We start from the raw sequence: 19,476 nt of genomic DNA on the forward strand, positions 1-19,476 counted from the left end.
GCTTACACCACGTGCTGTTCGTCGACCTTCTTGCCGCCGATGTGCAGCGTGTGGCCCTTGCCATACTGCTTGGTCAGCAGATCGCGATACAGGCCCGGACGTTGGCGCAGTTCTTCCGGACTGCCGTCGTCGATGACCTTGCCGGCGCTCATCACGATGATCCGGTCGAAGTTGTTCAGCGTGGACAGACGGTGCGCGATCGCGACTACGGTGCGGCCGACCATCAGCCGGTCGAGCGCTTTCTGGATCGCTTCTTCCGAGGCGCTGTCGAGCGCCGAGGTGGCTTCGTCGAGCAGCAGGATCGGCGCGTTCTTCAGAATCGCGCGCGCAATCGCGATCCGCTGACGCTGGCCGCCCGACAGCTTCACGCCGCGGTCGCCGACGATCGTGTCATAGCCTTCCGGCATGGCCTCGATGAAGTCCGCGCAGCGCGCCTCGCGCGCGGCCGCGAGCACTTCGTCACGACTCGCCTCCGGGCGCCCGTAGGCGATGTTCTCGTACACCGTGCGGTGGAACAGCGAGATATCCTGCGGCACCAGCGCGATTGCATGGCGCAGGCTGTCCTGCGTGATCGTTGCGATGTCCTGGCCGTCGATCTTGATCGCGCCGCCTTGTGTCTCGTAGAAACGTTGCAGCAGTGCCAGCACGGTGGATTTGCCCGCGCCCGACTTGCCGATCAGGCCGACGCGCTGGCCGGGCTCGATATGCAGGTCGAAATGATCGAGAATCGGGCGGCGGCGCGGGTAGGCGAACGTCACGCTTTCGAAATCGATGCGGCCGCCTTGCGGCACAAGTTCGGTCGCGCCGTCGCGATCCGGCATGCCGTGCGGCTCGAGCAGCGTGCGCACGGCTTCAGCAAGACGCGCCACGTGCTGCGTGACGTCGACGAGCGCCACGGCCAGATCGCGGGTGCCGTGCAGGATCGTGAAGCCGAGCGAGCTGACCAGCACGATGTCGCCCGAGGTCGCCTTGCCTTGATCCCACAGCCACAGCGCCCAGCCCAGCAAGCCCGCCGACAGCAGCGCGGTGATCACCGCGTGCAGCAGACGCAGTTTTTCCAGATACAGCAGGCTCTGCTGGCGCGCGTCCATCTCGGCCTTGACCGTTGCGCCGAACCGCTGCTGCTCGCGAAACGTCATGCCGAAGGCGCGCACGAGGCCCATGTTGCTGATCACGTCGACCAACTCGCCATCGACCGACGCCGCCTTGGTGGCGAAATGGTGATGGCGCGCGGAGCCGCGCCCGGCCAGCTTGTACAGCACGACCGACAGGATGGCCGAGCACAGCATCAGACCGCAGGCCATCAGCGGATTCACCGCGATGATCATAACGATCGCGCCGAGCACCGCGATACACGGCGGCAGTACGTTCCACGCGGTGGTGTTCTCAGCCGTGTAGACCGCGTTCGAGGTCGCCGTGATCCGGCTTGCGAGCATGCCCGGCTGCTTTTCGGAGTAGTAGGTGGGCGAGTGTCCGCTCAGATACTGGAACAGGTCGCGCCGCAGGTCGCCGGTCACGGCGACGAACGTATGCGCGGCGACCCAGCCGCCGACCCGCCACAGCAGGTTGTCGGCGGCGATCAGGCCGACCAGGATGGCGAACGCGCCCCACAGCGGGCCGGGATGGTGCCGGCCTTCGCCAAGCACGTCGATCAGATGCTTGATCGCGTACTGCGAAGCGAGCGCACAGCCCACGGCCGCGAACACGCTGCACAGGACGATGGCATGCGCGAGCGGATGGCGGCGGATGAAGCGGAAAAGGAACGCAAGCGGCCGGTGCGCATAGCTCGCGAGCTTTGCGTTCTCGGCATTACGCTGGGCGATGGTTAAATGTTCCAATTGATCGTGAGGTTGGTGTGATTCGGGTTGTGCATGCAAAGCGTGGGCCACATGGAAAAGGTTCGCCGCGAAGCCGATGCTTCGCATTGTAAACATGCAAAAGCGATTGCGCCCTGTGTATCCGGGCCTTGGCGCGATTGATTTCGCGATAGACGTCCGCGACCTACCGCTACTCGACCCGTCTATGGGGTCAGGGTTCGCGCGGGTCGCGAAAAATTTCGGGATATAATTACAAATTGCATTCAACCGCGGTGCGGCATTTCTTCAACACTTGCCGGCAAAGTTGACGCAAGAGCTTACGGGACCACCTCGGCGGTCCGTGTCGCAAGCCAGTTGCCACTGTAGAACTGTCTTAGAAAACAAGGGTTTGCAAAGTGTTTCGCGTTTGTAACAACGTAAAGACTTTGAAATGTTGTGGTGCAGCGTGAATCCCGGCATTGATAATGCATGCTCTGTAGGCCCCGCCGAATTTTCTGACAGTTTGTCAACGTAGGTGTCATGTGTGCGTTTACCGGCACATGCGCAGACACTGACCACGGGTCTGGGCTCACTACCCAAGCGATCCATCGCAGGATTTCTCGAAAGAATCAGGCCCGCGCCGGCAAGTCCGGCCAGACTGCCCTGGCGAGCAAGCGAGTCGCTTTTACCAAACGCAGTACCTTTGCCTGATTTTTTACGAGGAGTTCTTCATATGCGAATCGCTCAAATCGCTCCGTTGCACGAGGCGGTTCCTCCCAAGCTGTATGGCGGTACGGAACGCGTGGTGTCCTATCTGACTGAGGCTCTGGTCGAGCAGGGCCACGACGTCACGCTCTTTGCGAGCGGCGATTCGGTAACCTCGGCGAAACTCGAAGCTTTCTGGCCGCAGGCGCTGCGCCTCGACCCGACCATCCGCGACGTGATGGCGCCGCACATGCTGCTGCTCGAAGAAGTGCGCCGCCGCGCGGACGAATTCGACGTGCTGCATTTCCACATCGACTACTACCCGTTCTCGCTGTTCGCCCGTCAGCCGGTGCCGTTCCTGACCACGCTGCACGGCCGTCTCGATCTGCCGGAACTGCAACCGATCTTCAACACGTTCAGCGACGTGCCGGTGGTGTCGATTTCGGACAACCAGCGCATTCCCCTGCAACAGGCAAACTGGCTGCAAACCGTCTATCACGGCCTGCCGGAAAACGTGCTCACGCCGATCAAGGATGTCGAGCCGGGCTACCTCGCTTTCCTCGGCCGCGTCTCGCCGGAGAAGGGTCTTGACCGCGCGATCCGCATCGCCGGCCAGGCAGGCATGAAGCTCAAGGTCGCCGCCAAGATCGACAAGGCCGACCGCGCCTATTACGAAGAAGTGATCAAGCCGCTGATGGCGCTCCCGCACGTCGAGTACATCGGCGAAATCGGCGAAGCCGAAAAGCGTGAGTTCCTCGGCAACGCGCATGCACTGGTGTTCCCGATCGACTGGCCGGAGCCCTTCGGTCTGGTCATGATCGAAGCGATGGCGTGCGGTACGCCGGCGATCGCCTTCAACCGCGGTTCGGTGCCGGAAGTGATCGAAAACGGCGTGTCGGGCTTCGTCGTCGAAGACGAAATCAGCGCGGTCGCCGCAGTCAAGCGTCTGCACACGCTGTCGCGCGCCGGTGTGCGCAAGGCGTTCGAGTCGCGCTTCTCGTCGAAGGTCATGGCGAAGAACTACGTCGCGACTTACGAAGAACTACTGCGTCAGAAGCACCGCACCGTGCTGCGCGAAGTCAACGCAAGCTAATGCGCGACAGGTAGGAAAGTCGCACCGGCTCGAGGAACGCGTCAGGCGCTCCGAAGGCCGTCAGCAACGCCCCGTGAGGCACTTGCCCACGGGGCGTTGTTGCAGGCGCGCCGCGTTTTCTTAAATCAACGGACGAAAGTGCGGGTTTCCTGCCGGTAAGAATGAGCCACTCTCCGTAATATCCCTATAATGGCCGTGCCGTGAATTTGGCCGCGGCGCGCCGACGACAGGAGGATGCCTTGGCGAGAACGAAAGAGACGCGTGCGAACGCGGCGCCCGGCGCCGGAACGATTTTCGCGTTGCGCGCCATCGGTCTCGTGATCCTCGCTCGCTGGCTTTTTTCGATGGCCGACCTGGATGCGGGCGCGTCGCTGCTAGCCATGCTGTCCTCGCCGTGGGCGTGCATCAACCTCGTCTTCCTGTTTCTGCTGATCTTCCTGCCGGGTGCGCGCGCCGTGGCCGAGCGTCCGTTTCATCCGCTGCCGCAATGGCTGCGGCAGGCGCTGCGTCTGTTCGCTTTTCTCGGGTTTCTGTTTGCGGTCTGGTCGGTCGGCGCGTTTGCCGCGAGCGCCGGCTGGCGGCGTGCCGCCAATGCGGTGGCGGCCTCCAACGGCTGGTTGCTGGCCGCGCCCGCGCTATACGCGGCGGTGCTGTGGATCTGCCGGCCGCGCGCGCTGTGGCGAACCAATATCGCCGCGCGCCGTTTCGCGATCGGCCGCTATGCGGTCGCGCTCGATCCGGCCACCCGGACGGTGATCGTGTGGGCGGAGCGCCGCAAGGTGGGACAGTACGACGCGCGCGAATTGTCCGTGCGCTGGGCGGCGGGGCAGGAGGCACGAACCACGCCGACGCCGACCCCCACTCCCGCTGTCGCGTTCGGCGGCGCGGGCGAGCCGGGTGGATCCAACGCGTCGCTGGGGGCGGCGGCTGCGCCGTCGCTGGCGCACGGCGCCTTCGGCCGCCGTCCGAAGATCGAGTTACTGTGGGATTCGCCGGCCGCCGCCGGGCACAACCGGCAAACGGTATTTCGCACCGCGCTGACGACCGAGGGCGACCGGGTCGCCGCCCGCGCGCTTGACACATCCTTGCAGCAGGTCTGAATCTGCCGGTTTGTGCAGTCGGCCACACCCCGCGGCCGAAGCAGGCGTTGTAGATTGAGCCGTAGTCGATAATGAAGTCATGACGCCCGGCGCTTCAGCGCGGGCGAGTGAGACATACAACGATCGTATTGCGTCCTTTGCAGGAGTCGCCATGCTGGTTCGCTGGTTGCTTGCCGCCATCCATCTGCTTGCTTATGGCTTCGCGCTCGCGTCGATTATGCGGCGCACCTGGACGCTGCGCCGTGCCACCGTGCCCGCCGCGCTGCGCTCGCTCTTCCGCGCGGATTCACGCTGGGGCATTTCAGCGCTGGTGCTGCTCGTCACCGGGTTGATGCGCGTTTTCGGCGGTTACGAAAAGGGCGCCGACTACTATCTCCACGAGCCGCTCTTCCACATCAAGATGGCGCTGCTCGTCATCATTCTCATTCTTGAAGTCCCGTCGATGCTCGCGTTGATGCGATGGCGCGCGGCGGTCAGGAAAGGCGTCGCGCCGGATTTGCGCAAGGCGCGCTCTTATGCGCGCTACAGCGTGATCCAGACGATCTTGCTGGTGCTGATGGTGTTTGCCGCGACAGGCATGGCGCGCGGCGTGGGCTTGCCGGCGGGTGTGGTGTAACGGCGGTGTGGGCGCTTGCGTAGTCGGCGCGAGCGGAGCGGCGCTTACGCGCGCGCACTTCCGCGTGCGAAAAAAATGCGGCAGGTTGATAGTAAGAAGCGTCGCCACCTACCGGCGCGGCGATATCCAGATCACGCGAGCGTGCCTGACTAGCGCTCACTCGCGCCGAAAAAAAGGGCGGTGGAACGTCATCCAAAAGCGCCGCGATATCAGCGGTTTTCCGTCGACGTCCCACACCCCAATTCAATTTACTTCCCAACCAGCAAGCTGGAATCGTCCGTCCGGTTCGTGTTCGTCCGAGCGGTCCGAGTCGTGAATTCCTGCTCGCCCAGACCCTTGATCAGCTCCAGCGCCTGACGCTCGAACAACCGCCGGTACAGGCCGTTCTCGAGTCTGATCAGCGCGTCGTGGCTGCCTTCCTCGATCACCTTGCCTTTGTCCAGCACCAGCAGCCGGTCCAGCGCGCGCACCGTGGAAAGGCGGTGCGCCACCACCAGCGTGGTGCGGCCCATCATCAGCCGCTCCATGGCCTGCTGGATCAGCACCTCGCTCTCGCTGTCGAGACTCGACGTCGCCTCGTCCAGAATCAGGATCGGCGCGTCGGCCAGAAACGCCCGTGCGATGGCAACGCGCTGACGTTCGCCGCCCGAGAGTTTGACGCCGCGTTCACCGACCAGCGTGTCGTAGCCATTGGGCAGCGCCGCAATGAAGCCGTGCGCGCTCGCGAGCTTCGCGGCCCGTTCGATCTCGGCACGGCTCGCGCCGGGCCGCGCATACGCGATGTTCTCGGCGAGCGAGCGGTGAAACAGCACCGGTTCCTGCTGAACGATCGCGATCTGGCTGCGCAGCGACGCCTGCCGCACCTGGGCGATGTCCTGACCGTCGATCGTGATCCGGCCTTCCGAAATGTCATAGAGCCGCTGGATCAGCTTGATGAACGTAGTCTTCCCCGAACCCGAATGCCCGACCAATCCGACGCGCTCGCCCGGCGCGATGCGCACGGAGAAGTTGTCGTAAAGCGGCTGGCCGTTCGTTCCGTAGTGGAAGGTGACGTGCTCGAAACGGATCTCGCCTTTGCCGATCGTGATCGGACCCGCGCCGGGGCGGTCCTCGATGCCGAGCGGCTGGCTTTCCTGCGACACCAGTTCCTCCATGTCGTTGACCGAGCGTTGCAGGTTACGGATGTGCATGCCCACATCGCGCAGATAGCCTTGCAGCATGAAGAACATGGTCAGCGCAAACGTGATGTCGCCGACGCTCGCCTCGCCGCGCGCCCACAACAGCAGCGCCGCGCCGAGAATCGCGGCCTGGATCGCCACCAGCATGCCGCCCTGGACGCCGCCGTTGATTGTGCCTCGCATCCATGTGCGACGCGTGCGGTGCCGCCACTTGCCGATCACGCGCGCGAGCAGCGCTTCTTCGCGTTCTTCCGCGCCGAACGCCTTGACCACGCCGTTGCAGCTGACCGCGTCGGCGAGCGCACCGCCCATGCGGGTGTCCCACGCATTCGCGAGACGCGCGGCCGGCGCGACGAAGCCGAGCGACATGGCCACCGTCACCGCGATGTAGAGCACCGAGCCGATGCCGACGACCGCGCCCATCATCGGCCAGCGCCAGCCGAGCAGGACGGTCGCGCCGACCAGCATGACGAGCGATGGCAACAGCGCAATGAGCAGCGTGTCGTTGAGCAGGTCGAGCGCCCACATGCCGCGCGTGATCTTGCGCACTGTGGAGCCGGCGAAGCTGTTGGCGTGCCAGTCGGTCGAAAAGCGTTGCACGCGATGAAACGCGTTGGCCGCGATCTCGCTCATCATCTTGAGCGTGAGCCGGATGATGTTGAAGTACACGCCTTGCCGCAGCAAAGTGGCGCCGAGCCCGAGCGCGCCAAGCACGCAGAAAGCCGTGATCGCGGCATGCCAGGCGACGGCGTTGCTCGCCGCGCCGGACGCGATGGCGTCGACGAGACGTCCAGCGAACATCGGCGTGAGTACGTCGGCCACTGCCGAGAGCAGCACGAGCGCCGTGATGACGACGATGCGCCAGGGCTGCTGCGCCCAGTGATGGAAGGTAAAGCCGAGGACATCCTTGAAGGCTTGTCCGCGAAAGTCGAGTTTTTTTCTGGTCATTTGTCACGCCCTCGTGGCGCATGAGCGCAGCGAGGTTCCAGTCAGAAGCGAAAGGACGAGACAGTCAAAACGCGCCGGAATGCATCGGCGATTGAACTGCGGACTGTCTGGGAATCGCGCGGAGTGCCTTTTCAGGCGACACCACGTGAACGGCGAATCGGCGACTTAATCGGACAGATTAAGATCGCGAAAACGCTCGCGAGACCATGCCGGGGACGGCGATACGCATTGCAAACATGTGGCGCCTCCCTTTGGTCGAATGAGGTGGAAAAATGGACGGGGCGAATGCCCGAGTGCCAACTATATCAGCAGTATCAGGCGGTCGCAAACGTACGAAGATTCGGAGTTGGCGACCAGTCCGAACGTTGAGCGTTGGAATCTGCCTGGCATTCCGTAAGGTTTGCGCACGCCGATCTATGAGACGAACCAGGAAAATGAAAAAGGGCTCACGCATTTCTACGTGAACCCTTTAGTCTTCGGTGATCGACACACCAAAATTCTGGTGGGTAGTACTGGGATCGAACCAGTGACCCCTGCCGTGTGAAGGCAGTGCTCTACCGCTGAGCTAACCACCCGAAGAGAGCCGAATTATGTCAGGGATTTTCGGCCTCGTCCAGTACTTTTTAAGCGGTTTGCTCATCCGCAGCCGGCGCCGGTTCGAGGCGCCACACGCTCGTGCCCTTGACCGCCTTGTCGAGACCGTCGAGCACCGCCTGGTGCGCGGCGAGTTCGTCGTCGCTGGCGGAAATCACGATCAGGTCGAGCGAACTGATCGCGACGCGCGGCGCATTCGCGTCGCCGCCAACGTGCGACTCGCCGAGCATGTCGATGACAAGGCTTTCCTGGCCGCGCGTCATCGCCAGATAGACTTCGGCGAGCAGTTCGGAGTCGAGCAGGGCGCCGTGCAACGTACGGTGCGCGTTGCTGATGCCGAAGCGGTCGCACAGCGCGTCGAGTGAATTGCGCTTGCCGGGGAACATCTGCTTGGCGCGCGCCAGCGTGTCGATGATTTCGCCGCAGTACGTTTTCACCGGCGGCAAACCCAGCAACGCGAACTCGGCATCGAGAAAGCCGATATCGAACGGTGCATTGTGGATGATCAGTTCCGCGTCCTGGATGAAGTCGCGAAACTGATCGGCGATCTCGGCGAACTTCGGCTTGTCGCTCAGGAACTCGGTGGTCAGTCCGTGCACGGCCAGCGCTCCCGGGTCGCTATCGCGTTCCGGGTTGATATAGAAATGCAGATTGTTGCCCGTCAACCGACGGTTCACCATTTCGACGCAACCGAGTTCAAGAATCCGGTCGCCGGTGCGGGCATTCAGGCCGGTGGTTTCGGTATCGAGGATGAGTTGACGCATGTCGGATTAGCCTGCTTGAAGATAGTGGCAGCAAAAAAGATGGCGCGCGCGGCTAGCTGGCCGGGCGTCGCCGTCGCAGCAGGAATTACATCTGCGCGAGTGACGCGACGCCGCGATTGGCCAACTGATCGGCGCGCTCGTTTTCCGGGTGGCCGTTGTGCCCGCGCACCCAGCGCCACTCGATTTCGTGTTGCGCGACGAGCGCGTCGAGCCGCTTCCACAGGTCGGCGTTCTTGACCGGCTGCTTGGCCGCGGTGATCCAGCCTTTCTTCTTCCAGCCGTGGATCCATTCGCTGATGCCTTTCTGCACGTACTGCGAGTCGGTGTGCACGACAGCTTTGCAGGGGCGCTTCAGCGCTTCTAGCGCGGCGATCACGCCCATCAGTTCCATGCGGTTGTTGGTGGTGTTGGCTTCACCGCCGAACAGTTCTTTTTCCTGGTCGCCGAAGCGCAGCAACGCGCCCCAGCCGCCGGGGCCGGGGTTGCCCTTGCAGGCGCCGTCGGTATAAATATCGATGAGATCGGAAGTCATTGAGTGTGGTTGCGTGTATTCGGTGTGGCGGCGGGCGCAAGGCCCGCGGCGAGGACGGGTTTCTTCACTTTCAGCGGCCCGACGAGACGCATGCCGCGCACGCGCTTGATCGCCTTGATCATGTAGGTGGCGCCGAAAATCGGCCACCAGCGGTCGCCGGCGGCTTCCATGAAACCGTAGCGGGCGAGCCATTGTTCGCTGTCGAGCGGCGGACGATAGCAGCCGAAGCGCCCGCGTTCAAGGTCGAAGCCTAGCAGCTTGATCCAGTCTTTCAGGCGCGTGAAGGCGATCAGGTCGACGGCTGCCGGCACGAAAGGCCGGCCGGTCATCTTGCCGACCGATTGCCGCGCCCCCCACAGCGAGAGCGAATTGAAGCCGAGAATGATCAGCTGGCCTTCGGGCATCAGCACGCGCTCGGCTTCGCGCAGCAGACGGTGTGGGTCGCTGGTGAATTCCAGCGTGTGCGGCATGACGATCAGATCGACGCTTTGCGCTTCGAACGGCAGGTCCAGCAGGTCGCACCAGACGGCGCTGCGCCCGGCCGGCGCCGGCAGGCCCACGAGGCCGCTCTGTGCGGCGCCGTTGTTCAAACCGTTGCGATTGCCATTGGCCGTACGTCCCGCGCCGCGCGGATACGCATACGGCGCGCTCGCTCCGCTTGCGGCGTCGAGCACGAGCCCGCGGCACGGCATGCGGTTCTCGCGCAAGGCGTCGAGTTGCGGCAGGCCGAGTTGCAGCGCATGGTAACCGAACACGTCCGACACCACGCGGTCGAGCTGGGTTTGCTCCCACTCGAGCACGTATCGGCCAGGCGGCGAGTCGGTCCAGGCGGGCCAGTCTATAATCGCTCGGTCAGTCATATTAAAGAATGCGTCGCCTATGAATGCGCTCGAGTACGTACCGGTCCCGGCGTTTGATGACAATTACATCTGGGTCGTTTCCGACGGACACCATGCGGCGGTCGTCGATCCGGGTGAGGCCGCCCCCGTCAAAGCCTATCTGGCGAAACGGGGTTGGCGGCTAAGCGCTATTTTACTCACGCACCATCATCAAGACCATGTCGGCGGGGTGGCCGATCTGCTGAATGGCCAGGCCGTGCCCGTCTACGGCCCCGCCGGTGAAGCGATCGAGCATCTCACACACCGTCTGAAAAATGGCGATCACGTGTCGATTGCAGCACCGGCGCTCGAATTGAGCGTGCTCGACGTGCCGGGGCACACGAGTGGCCACATCGCCTATTTCCAGGCGGCCGACCCGCAAGGCACGCCGCACGTGTTTTGTGGCGACACGCTGTTCGCCTGCGGATGCGGCCGGCTGTTCGAAGGCACGCCGAAGCAGATGCTGGCCTCGCTGGATTCGCTGGCCGCGCTGCCCGGCGCGACCGAGGTCCACTGCGCGCACGAGTACACGCTGTCGAATATCCGCTTCGCGCTCGCCTGCGAGCCGGGCAACGCCGAACTGCAAGCCTGGCGGGACAAAGCGACCGAACTGCGCGCGCGCGATGTGCCCACGCTGCCCACCACGATCGCCCATGAGCGCGCAGTGAATCCGTTTTTACGCGCTGGCGATCCGGCGGTGCAGGCGAGCTTGCGGGAGCAGTTGCACGAGGCAGTGCCGGATCGATTGACGGCCTTTACCTTGATGCGCGAATGGAAAAACCGCTTCCGTTGACCCGCCCCCGCGCAGGGTAATCCTCACGCGAAGAATCGGAAAAATTCGCCAAGCCCAAGATTTACTTGATTTTTTTCGCAATTTTCCGATTGACGTAAACGTTGCCGTTTCGTACTATCGGCTGCAAATTCCAGCCCTTGTGGAAGCCGAGATTTTCATGCGATTTATCTTTAGTGCGTTGCTGGTCCTGACGCTCGCCGCCTGCGCGAGCCAAGGACCGACGACGAGCATTCCGAACGCCTCAACCAACCCCGCCAGTCAGCAAGCCGTAGCAGACGCCCTTCGCAAGTCAGCCACCGCCAAAGAGACGATCAACGTCGATCAAGGCTCCGTCACTCAGTTGACGAGCGCCGACGCCGACCTTTGGGGCCGTATTCGCCGTGGTTTCCAGATGCCGGATCTGCAAACCGACCTCGTCGACATGCAGGTCAACTGGTATGCGCAACGGCCTGACTACGTGCAGCGCATGACCGAGCGCTCGCAGAAATACCTGTATCACATCGTCGAAGAGCTCGAGGCGCGCCATATGCCGACCGAGCTCGCGCTGCTTCCGTTCATCGAATCGGCGTATAGCCCGCAGGCGTTGTCGGTGGCGAAGGCGGCCGGTATGTGGCAGTTCATGCCGGGCACGGGCCGCACCTACAACCTCAAGCAGAACATGTGGCAGGACGAGCGGCGCGACGTGCTGGCGTCGACCAGCGCCGCGCTCGACTATCTGTCGCGTCTGCATGACATGTTCGGGGACTGGCAGTTGGCGCTCGCGGCGTACAACTGGGGCGAGGGCAACGTGCAGCGCGCAATTGCGCGCAACGAAGCAGCGGGCCTGCCCACCGACTACCTCAGCCTGCGCATGCCGAACGAGACGCGCAACTACGTGCCGAAGCTGCAGGCGGTCAAGAACATCGTGATGAACCCGCAAATGTACGGGCTCGCGCTGCCGACCATTCCGAACCACCCGTATTTCGTGACGGTAACCACCTCGCACGACATCGACGTGGACATGGCCGCCAAGCTCTCGAACCTGTCCGCGGACGAATTCCGCTCGCTGAACCCGTCGTTCAGGAAGCCGGTGATTCTCGGCGCCACGCAGCCGCAGATCCTGCTGCCGTTCGACAACGCCAGCGCCTTCGAACGCAATCTGAAAACTTACTCCGGCTCGCTGTCGTCGTGGACCACGTACACGGTCACTGAACGCGCGACACCCGCGGCGATCGCGCAGAAGATCAGCGTCGACGCCGATACGCTGATGGAAGTGAACAAGATTCCGGTCGGCATGCGTTTGAAACCCGGCTCCACGATCGTGGTGCCGCGCGGTTCGGACGACGACGAGGACATCAGCGCCGACGTCGCCGAAAGCGCCGTGCTGGCCATGGAGCCCGACGTCCCCGATACGCGCAAGATGCTGATTCGCGTGCGCCGCAATCAGTCGATGGCGGCCATTGCCGTGCGTTACGGCGTGTCGGTCGGCCAGTTGAAGGCCTGGAACCGTACGCATCGCGACGCCGTTTCGCGCGGTCAGGTGATCGTGCTGCACGTGCCGGTCGGCAAGGCCATGCCGAGCGAGCCGGGTCCGGAACGCATCGCGACCGATGTGCAAGGCGGCGGTGTCGAGAAGATCGGCACCCGCGTCGCAGACACCCGAAGCGAATCGCGCTACGATAAAAAGAAGGGTCGTGGCCGGGCAGAAGTGGTGAAGGTCTCCGAACCGGTAGGTAAGGTCGTCAAGCCGACGGCATCCAGCGCCAGCAAGGGCAAGGTGACCAAAGTGTCGGCTTCCACGTCCAGCAAGGCGTCGAAGGCTGCGGCAGAGAGCCGCCCGAAGACCGCGGCCAGCGCGAAGAAGGGTAAGTAGACCAATAGCGGCTCACACGGTAGTGACCACATGCGTTGCGGGGGCAGCGCATGAATTGCGCTCCGATCACGCACCGTGCTTTTTCCAACGCCGTCACCTGTGGTGACGGCGTTTTTCATTCCGCAGATCATTTCGCGCAAAGCCGGCGCTTTTCCTTTATCTTTCGTGCTTCGGTCAAACCCAATCGGCCAGCCGTCTAACTAAAAACTCATGTCGTCGACCCAGTTGCGCGTCTTCCTGCTGTTCTCCGCCGGTTATTTCGTTTCCTACGTGTTCCGCGGCGTCAACCTCGGCTTTGCACCGTTCATCACGCACGATCTCGGTTTGTCGGCCGCGGATCTGGGCCTGCTCACCAGTCTCTATTTTCTCGGCTTCGCGGGTGCACAGATTCCGGCTGGCGTCCTGCTCGATCATTTCGGCGCGCGGCGTGTCACGGCCGTCACGCTGCTATTTGCAGCGCTCGGCATCTGGGTGTTCGGCGCTGCCAATAGCGTCGGCGTGATGATGGTGGGGCGGCTGCTGATCGGCGTCGGCGTCTCCGTGTGTCTTGGCGCCGCGTTCAAGGCATTGGCGCAGCACTTCGCCGCCGCGCGCCTGCCGCTGATGAACGGACTGGTGATGGCGATCGGCGGCTTCGGCGGCGTGATGGTCGGCTCGCCGCTGACGTGGGTTCTGACCTTCGCCAGCTGGCGCGCGGTCTGCGTCGGGCTGGGTTTGCTGACGGTGTTGGTTGCGCTGGCGCAGTGGACGCTCGCGCCGGACACGAAAGAATCGCATCATCAGGCGAGTCTGGGTGCCCAGTTCAAAGGCACGCTGCACATCTTGCGCAGCGCGGCGTTCTGGAAGATCGCGTCGTTTTCAGTCGTTACGCAAGGCGTCTTTTACGCGATGCAGTCGCTTTGGGTCGGCGCGTGGCTGCGTGACGTGCAGGGCTTCGAGCCGCGCGAAGCCGCCGCGCTGGTTTCGATTCTCGGTTTTGCGATGATGGCCGGCTGCGTGGGCTTCGGCGCGGCCGCGCGCGGTCTCGAACGGCGCGGTATCTCGCTCTATGCGTTTTGCGGGATCGGCATGGCGCTGTACGTCGTGACGCAGTTGCTCATCATGTTCAAGGCGCCGCTGCCCGCGGGCCTGATGTGGGCGGCGTACGGGATATTCGGCGGCACCGGCATTCTCAGCTACGCGGTTATGGCCCGGCACTTCCCGGCGCAGATGATCGGCCGCGTGAATACCACGCTGACGTTGATCATCTTTCTGCTGATTTTCGGTTTTCAGATTGGCGTCGGCGCCGTGCTGTCGCATTGGCCGGCGAGCGGCGGCCATTATCCAGCGGCCGCGCATCTGACGGCCTGGGGCATTCTCGTGGCGCTGCAGGTGGCGAGCGCGATCTGGTACGTGTTGCCGGGCCGTAAGCTGGTTCGTCCGGCCGAGGTCCACGCCGAGCAGGACGCTTGAGGCCAGATCGAACCCGTAGTCTGCCGCCGGGCACGCCCATTCGCTAGTCTTCACGGCGCTGGCGACCGGTAATTTGCCGGTCGTGCCCCATCTCCCGGCACTGCCCCGATTCGCGCTGACGGAAACGTTCCAGAGCACCGTCCGCGCCAAGCGCGGCAAGGCTTTCAGCGGTTCCGAGCCGCAGTGTTCCACGGGTCGACGCCATCTCGGATTTGGAGAGAAGGGCATTTTCACGCTATAATTCCGAGGTTTGAGCTTATCAACCCGCACCCTAGCGCCTACCTCTCCCATACCGTTCATCCGCCGCGCGCCACCGGCGTAGCAAGCAGGGCTCCGCCCCCAGCCGATCCGTCCACACAATGGACCCATCGCGCCCCTTGCAACGTCGAAGGCAGTTCGCGAGCGAGTCTGCGCGCGCATCCCGGATGCGTTTCGCTGCGGCTCGCAGTCGGATAGACAGGTCGGCAACAGGGTGTTCCCCCAAGGAGTCTCCCGTGTTGCCGTCATTTTCTCCCGCTTTGCTCGCACTCGCCGACGGCACGGTCTTTCGTGGTTACTCGATCGGCGCCCCCGGGCATACCATCGGCGAAGTCGTGTTCAACACCGCTATCACCGGCTATCAGGAAATCCTGACTGACCCGAGCTACGCGCGCCAGATCGTGACCCTCACGTATCCGCATATCGGTAACGTCGGCGTGAACGCCGAAGACGTCGAAGCTACGAAAGTCCATGCCGCCGGCCTGATCATTCGCGATCTGCCGGTTCTCGCGTCGAACTTCCGCATGGAGCGCACGCTCCCGCAATATCTGAAAGACGAAGGCGTGGTCGCCATCGCCGGACTCGACACCCGTATGCTGACCCGCGTTCTGCGCGACAAGGGCGCGCAGAACGGCGCGATCCTCGCCGGTTCGGACGACGAGGCCAAAGCCATCGAACTCGCTCGCTCGTTCCCGGGCCTCTCGGGCATGGACCTCGCGAAGGTCGTGTCGACGAAGGAAACCTACGAGTGGACCCAGACCGAATGGCGTCTGGGCGAAGGCTACGGCACGCAAAAGGCGCCGAAGTATCGCGTCGTGGCGTTCGACTACGGCGTCAAGTACAACATCCTGCGCATGCTGGCCGAGCGTGGCTGCCACGTCACCGTGCTGCCGGCGCAAGCCAGCGCTGCTGACGCGCTCGCGCTCAATCCGGACGGCATTTTCCTGTCGAACGGCCCTGGCGACCCGGAGCCGTGCGACTACGCGATCACGGCCACCAAGGAACTGATCGAGCGCGGCATTCCGACCTTCGGCATCTGCCTCGGCCACCAGATCATGGGCCTCGCGGTCGGCGCCAAAACCATGAAGATGAAGACGGGCCACCACGGCGCGAACCATCCGGTGAAAGATCTGGACGACGGTCGCGTGGTGATCACGTCGCAAAACCACGGTTTCGCGGTCGATGCCGACACGCTGCCCGCCAACGCCCGCGCCACGCACGTCTCGCTGTTCGACGGCACGCTGCAGGGCTTCACGCTGACCGACAAGCCGGCGTTCTGCTTCCAGGGTCACCCGGAAGCGTCGCCTGGTCCGCATGACATCGCCTATCTGTTCGACCGCTTCACCGGGTTGATGGACGCGAAGAAGGCCGGCAAGACCGCAGCGGCATAAAGCGGCAGACAAGTCCCGGCGGCGCACGGCTTACGCCGCGCCGCGCGTGACCGGCGCACACGCGACGTAGCACGGCGCACAGCGACGCACACGCGGCGAGCCGCACCGGACAGAGCACAGCGCGCGCAACGCCACAGCGGCGCGCGCCGACGGAAAGAATTCAGGAATACATTAGCGAGAGCGTTATGCCCAAGCGGACAGACATCAAGAGCATCCTCATCATCGGCGCGGGTCCGATCATCATCGGCCAGGCGTGCGAGTTCGATTACTCGGGCGCGCAGGCATGCAAGGCGCTGCGTGAGGAAGGCTACAAGGTCATTCTCGTCAACAGCAATCCGGCGACGATCATGACCGACCCGAACACGGCCGACGTGACCTACATCGAGCCGATCACGTGGGAAGTAGTCGAGCGCATCATCGCCAAGGAGCGCCCGGACGCGATCCTGCCGACGATGGGCGGCCAGACCGCGCTGAACTGCGCGCTCGATCTGCACGCGCACGGCGTGCTGGAGAAGTACAAGGTCGAGCTGATCGGCGCGTCGCCGGAAGCGATCGACAAGGCGGAAGACCGTCAGAAGTTCAAGGACGCGATGACCAAGATCGGCCTCGGTTCGGCCAAATCGGGCACCGCGCATTCCATGGAAGAAGCGCTGGCGGTGCAAGCGGACATCGCTTCGCAAACGGGCAGCGGCGGCTATCCGGTCGTGATTCGTCCGTCGTTCACGCTGGGCGGTTCGGGCGGCGGCATCGCGTATAACCGCGACGAGTTCGAAGAAATCTGCAAGCGCGGTCTCGATCTGTCGCCCACGCGCGAACTGCTGATTGAAGAGTCGCTGCTCGGCTGGAAAGAGTACGAGATGGAAGTGGTCCGCGACAGGAAGGACAACTGCATCATCGTCTGCTCGATCGAAAACCTGGACCCGATGGGCATCCATACCGGCGACTCGATCACCGTCGCGCCGGCGCAAACGCTCACGGACAAGGAATATCAGATTCTGCGTAACGCATCGCTCGCGGTGCTGCGCGAGATCGGCGTCGACACCGGCGGATCGAACGTGCAGTTTTCGATCAATCCGAAAGACGGCCGCATGGTCGTGATCGAGATGAATCCGCGTGTGTCGCGTTCGTCGGCATTGGCGTCGAAGGCGACCGGTTTCCCGATCGCGAAGATCGCGGCGAAGCTGGCGGTCGGCTACTCGCTCGACGAACTCAAGAACGAAATTACCGGCGGCCAGACCCCGGCATCGTTCGAACCGACCATCGACTACGTCGTCACCAAGATTCCGCGTTTCGCGTTCGAAAAATTCCGCGAAGCCGATTCGCGCCTGACCACGCAGATGAAGTCGGTCGGCGAAGTGATGGCGATTGGCCGCACCTTCCAGGAGTCGTTCCAGAAGGCGCTGCGCGGTCTGGAAGTCGGCGTCGACGGTCTGGACGAAAAGACCGATAACCGCGACGAGATCATCCGCGAGATCGGCGAAGCCGGTCCGGATCGCATCTGGTACGTGGGCGACGCGTTCCGTGTCGGCATGACGGCCGAAGAAATTTTCGAAGAGACCTCGATCGACCCGTGGTTCCTCGCGCAGATCGAACAGATCATCCTGAAGGAAAAGGCGCTGGCCGGCCGTACGCTCGCGAGCCTCTCGAAGGAAGAACTGAAGTATCTGAAGCAGAGCGGCTTCTCGGATCGTCGTTTGGCGAAGCTGCTCGGCGCGAAGCCGGCGGAAGTGCGTCAACGCCGTATCGAGTTGAACGTGCGCCCGGTGTACAAGCGCGTCGATACGTGCGCGGCCGAGTTCGCCACGAAAACCGCCTATATGTACTCGACTTACGAGGAAGAGTGCGAAGCGAACCCGACCAGCAACAAGAAGATCATGGTGCTGGGCGGCGGCCCGAACCGGATCGGCCAGGGCATCGAGTTCGACTACTGCTGCGTGCACGCCGCGCTCGCCATGCGCGAAGACGGCTACGAAACGATCATGGTCAACTGCAACCCTGAAACCGTTTCGACCGACTACGACACGTCCGACCGTCTGTACTTCGAATCGCTCACGCTCGAAGACGTGCTCGAAATCGTCGACAAGGAAAAGCCGGTCGGCGTGATCGTGCAATACGGCGGTCAAACGCCGCTGAAGCTCGCGTTGGATCTCGAAGCGAACGGTGTGCCGATCGTCGGCACGTCGCCGGACATGATCGACGCAGCTGAAGATCGCGAGCGTTTCCAGAAGCTGCTGCAGGACCTCGGCCTGCGTCAGCCGCCGAACCGTACCGCGCGCGCCGAAGACGAAGCGCTCAAGCTCGCCGATGAAATCGGCTATCCGCTGGTGGTGCGTCCGTCGTACGTGCTGGGCGGCCGCGCGATGGAAATCGTCCACGAGCCGCGTGACCTCGAGCGCTATATGCGCGAGGCCGTGAAGGTGTCGAACGACTCGCCGGTGCTGCTCGACCGCTTCCTGAACGACGCGATCGAATGCGACGTGGATTGCATCTCCGATGGCGAAGCCGTGTTTATCGGCGGCGTGATGGAGCACATCGAACAGGCCGGTGTTCACTCGGGCGACTCGGCTTGCTCGCTGCCGCCGTATTCGCTGTCGAAGGAAACCGTCGCTGAGCTGAAGCGTCAGACCGGCGCGATGGCGAAGGCGCTGAACGTGGTCGGCCTGATGAACGTGCAGTTCGCGATTCAACAAGTGCCGCAGGCGGACGGTTCGAAAGAAGACGTCATCTACGTGCTCGAAGTGAACCCGCGTGCTTCGCGTACGGTGCCGTACGTGTCGAAGGCAACCAGCCTGCCGCTCGCGAAGATCGCGGCGCGCGCGATGGTCGGCCAGAAGCTCGCCGATCAAGGCGTGACGAAGGAAATCGATCCGCCGTATTTCAGCGTGAAAGAAGCCGTGTTCCCGTTCGTCAAGTTCCCGGCAGTCGATCCGGTGCTCGGACCGGAAATGCGTTCGACCGGCGAAGTGATGGGCGTGGGTCAAACGTTCGGCGAAGCGCTGTTCAAGTCGCAACTCGCGGCGGGTTCGCGTCTGCCGGAGTCGGGCACGGTGCTGCTGACCGTGATGGACGCCGACAAGCCGAAGGCCGTCGAAGTCGCGCGCATGCTGCATGAGCTCGGCTATCCGATCGTCGCGACCAAGGGCACGGCTGCGGCAATCGAAGCGGCCGGCGTGCCGGTGAAGGTCGTCAACAAGGTGAAGGACGGCCGTCCGCACATCGTCGACATGATCAAGAACGGCGAGATCGCGCTGGTCTTCACGACCGTCGACGAAACGCGTGCCGCGATCGCCGACTCGCGTTCGATCCGCATGAGCGCGCAGGCGAACAAGGTCACGTACTACACGACCATGTCCGGTGCGCGTGCCGCTGTGGAAGGTTTGCGCTATTTGAAGGACCTGGAAGTCTATGATTTACAAGGCCTGCACGCTCGCCTAAACTAAGGCTTCGAATACCTGTCCAAGATGTAAGTGCCGCGGTTAAGCGGCGTTCCGCAGGTGCTTGACGCCGGGCTTTGCCCGGCGCTCTG

13 protein-coding genes and 1 tRNA gene are annotated in these 19,476 nt (G+C 63.2%); 8 read left to right on the plus strand and 6 right to left on the minus strand.

Features of this window, described 5'->3' with window-relative positions:
- Nucleotides 1–2 precede the first annotated feature (2 nt).
- Complete coding sequence (locus tag PQR54_RS31675) at nt 3–1,838, minus strand: ABC transporter ATP-binding protein (RefSeq protein WP_408252665.1); 1,836 nt, start codon at nt 1,836–1,838, stop codon at nt 3–5.
- Nucleotides 1,839–2,529: 691 nt separating this feature from the next.
- Between PQR54_RS31675 and PQR54_RS31680 the strand changes: the two genes are divergently transcribed.
- The 3 genes from PQR54_RS31680 (at nt 2,530) to PQR54_RS31690 (ending at nt 5,310) form a co-directional block, all read left to right on the plus strand.
- Nucleotides 2,530–3,594, plus strand: a complete 1,065-nt coding sequence (locus PQR54_RS31680; RefSeq protein WP_408252667.1) for a glycosyltransferase family 4 protein — start codon at nt 2,530–2,532, stop codon at nt 3,592–3,594.
- Between the two features lie 239 nt (nt 3,595–3,833).
- On the plus strand, nt 3,834–4,694 hold the full coding sequence (locus tag PQR54_RS31685; protein WP_408252669.1) for a hypothetical protein: 861 nt from the start codon (nt 3,834–3,836) through the stop codon (nt 4,692–4,694).
- A 151-nt stretch (nt 4,695–4,845) separates the two neighbouring features.
- Nucleotides 4,846–5,310 carry a DUF2214 family protein gene (locus PQR54_RS31690; protein WP_408252671.1) on the plus strand — a complete coding sequence of 155 codons (465 nt, stop codon included), beginning with the start codon at nt 4,846–4,848 and terminating at the stop codon, nt 5,308–5,310.
- A 248-nt stretch (nt 5,311–5,558) separates the two neighbouring features.
- Here the strand turns inward: PQR54_RS31690 and PQR54_RS31695 are convergent, their stop codons facing one another.
- The 5 genes from PQR54_RS31695 to PQR54_RS31715 form a co-directional block, all read right to left on the minus strand.
- The gene (locus tag PQR54_RS31695) at nt 5,559–7,436 is read right to left on the minus strand and encodes an ABC transporter ATP-binding protein (RefSeq protein ID WP_408252673.1); all 1,878 of its coding nucleotides are present in this window, start codon (nt 7,434–7,436) and stop codon (nt 5,559–5,561) included.
- Nucleotides 7,437–7,936: 500 nt separating this feature from the next.
- Nucleotides 7,937–8,011, minus strand: a tRNA-Val gene (locus PQR54_RS31700).
- 48 nt (nt 8,012–8,059) lie between these two features.
- Nucleotides 8,060–8,794, minus strand: coding sequence for a DNA polymerase III subunit epsilon (gene dnaQ / locus PQR54_RS31705; RefSeq protein ID WP_408252675.1), 735 nt, complete (start codon nt 8,792–8,794; stop codon nt 8,060–8,062).
- 85 nt (nt 8,795–8,879) lie between these two features.
- The gene (rnhA, locus tag PQR54_RS31710; RefSeq protein WP_106283734.1) at nt 8,880–9,326 is read right to left on the minus strand and encodes a ribonuclease HI; all 447 of its coding nucleotides are present in this window, start codon (nt 9,324–9,326) and stop codon (nt 8,880–8,882) included.
- Entirely contained in the window at nt 9,323–10,186 is an 864-nt protein-coding gene (locus tag PQR54_RS31715; protein ID WP_408252677.1) for a class I SAM-dependent methyltransferase, read from the minus strand. Before PQR54_RS31715 ends, rnhA begins: the two co-directional genes overlap by 4 nt.
- 19 nt (nt 10,187–10,205) lie before the next feature.
- Between PQR54_RS31715 and gloB the strand changes: the two genes are divergently transcribed.
- The 5 genes from gloB to carB all read left to right on the plus strand — a co-directional run bounded on the left by gloB (nt 10,206) and on the right by carB (nt 19,390).
- Nucleotides 10,206–10,997 carry a hydroxyacylglutathione hydrolase gene (gene gloB, locus PQR54_RS31720; protein ID WP_408252679.1) on the plus strand — a complete coding sequence of 264 codons (792 nt, stop codon included), beginning with the start codon at nt 10,206–10,208 and terminating at the stop codon, nt 10,995–10,997.
- Nucleotides 10,998–11,154: 157 nt separating this feature from the next.
- Nucleotides 11,155–12,849 (plus strand): transglycosylase SLT domain-containing protein, encoded by a 1,695-nt coding sequence (locus tag PQR54_RS31725; protein ID WP_408252681.1) that lies wholly within the window; start codon nt 11,155–11,157, stop codon nt 12,847–12,849.
- A gap of 210 nt (nt 12,850–13,059) precedes the next feature.
- Nucleotides 13,060–14,301 carry an MFS transporter gene (locus PQR54_RS31730; RefSeq protein WP_408252683.1) on the plus strand — a complete coding sequence of 414 codons (1,242 nt, stop codon included), beginning with the start codon at nt 13,060–13,062 and terminating at the stop codon, nt 14,299–14,301.
- Between the two features lie 494 nt (nt 14,302–14,795).
- Entirely contained in the window at nt 14,796–15,950 is a 1,155-nt protein-coding gene (gene carA / locus PQR54_RS31735) for a glutamine-hydrolyzing carbamoyl-phosphate synthase small subunit (protein ID WP_408252685.1), read from the plus strand.
- 185 nt (nt 15,951–16,135) lie between these two features.
- Complete coding sequence (gene carB / locus PQR54_RS31740) at nt 16,136–19,390, plus strand: carbamoyl-phosphate synthase large subunit (RefSeq protein ID WP_408252687.1); 3,255 nt, start codon at nt 16,136–16,138, stop codon at nt 19,388–19,390.
- Nucleotides 19,391–19,476: the final 86 nt, after the last annotated feature.

The organism is Paraburkholderia phytofirmans, assembly GCF_046028095.1.
GTDB lineage: Bacteria > Pseudomonadota > Gammaproteobacteria > Burkholderiales > Burkholderiaceae > Paraburkholderia > Paraburkholderia phytofirmans_A.

Excerpts from the sequence above, each read along its gene's own strand:
- PQR54_RS31680 (WP_408252667.1), top strand. The coding sequence starts at position 2,530 with ATGCGAATCGCTCAAATCGCTCCGTTGCACGAGGCGGTTCCTCCCAAG.
- PQR54_RS31690 (WP_408252671.1), top strand. The coding sequence starts at position 4,846 with ATGCTGGTTCGCTGGTTGCTTGCCGCCATCCATCTGCTTGCTTATGGC.
- PQR54_RS31695 (WP_408252673.1), bottom strand. The coding sequence starts at position 7,436 with ATGACCAGAAAAAAACTCGACTTTCGCGGACAAGCCTTCAAGGATGTC.
- dnaQ (WP_408252675.1), bottom strand. The coding sequence starts at position 8,794 with ATGCGTCAACTCATCCTCGATACCGAAACCACCGGCCTGAATGCCCGC.
- rnhA (WP_106283734.1), bottom strand. The coding sequence starts at position 9,326 with ATGACTTCCGATCTCATCGATATTTATACCGACGGCGCCTGCAAGGGC.
- PQR54_RS31715 (WP_408252677.1), bottom strand. The coding sequence starts at position 10,186 with ATGACTGACCGAGCGATTATAGACTGGCCCGCCTGGACCGACTCGCCG.
- gloB (WP_408252679.1), top strand. The coding sequence starts at position 10,206 with ATGAATGCGCTCGAGTACGTACCGGTCCCGGCGTTTGATGACAATTAC.
- PQR54_RS31725 (WP_408252681.1), top strand. The coding sequence starts at position 11,155 with ATGCGATTTATCTTTAGTGCGTTGCTGGTCCTGACGCTCGCCGCCTGC.
- PQR54_RS31730 (WP_408252683.1), top strand. The coding sequence starts at position 13,060 with ATGTCGTCGACCCAGTTGCGCGTCTTCCTGCTGTTCTCCGCCGGTTAT.
- carB (WP_408252687.1), top strand. The coding sequence starts at position 16,136 with ATGCCCAAGCGGACAGACATCAAGAGCATCCTCATCATCGGCGCGGGT.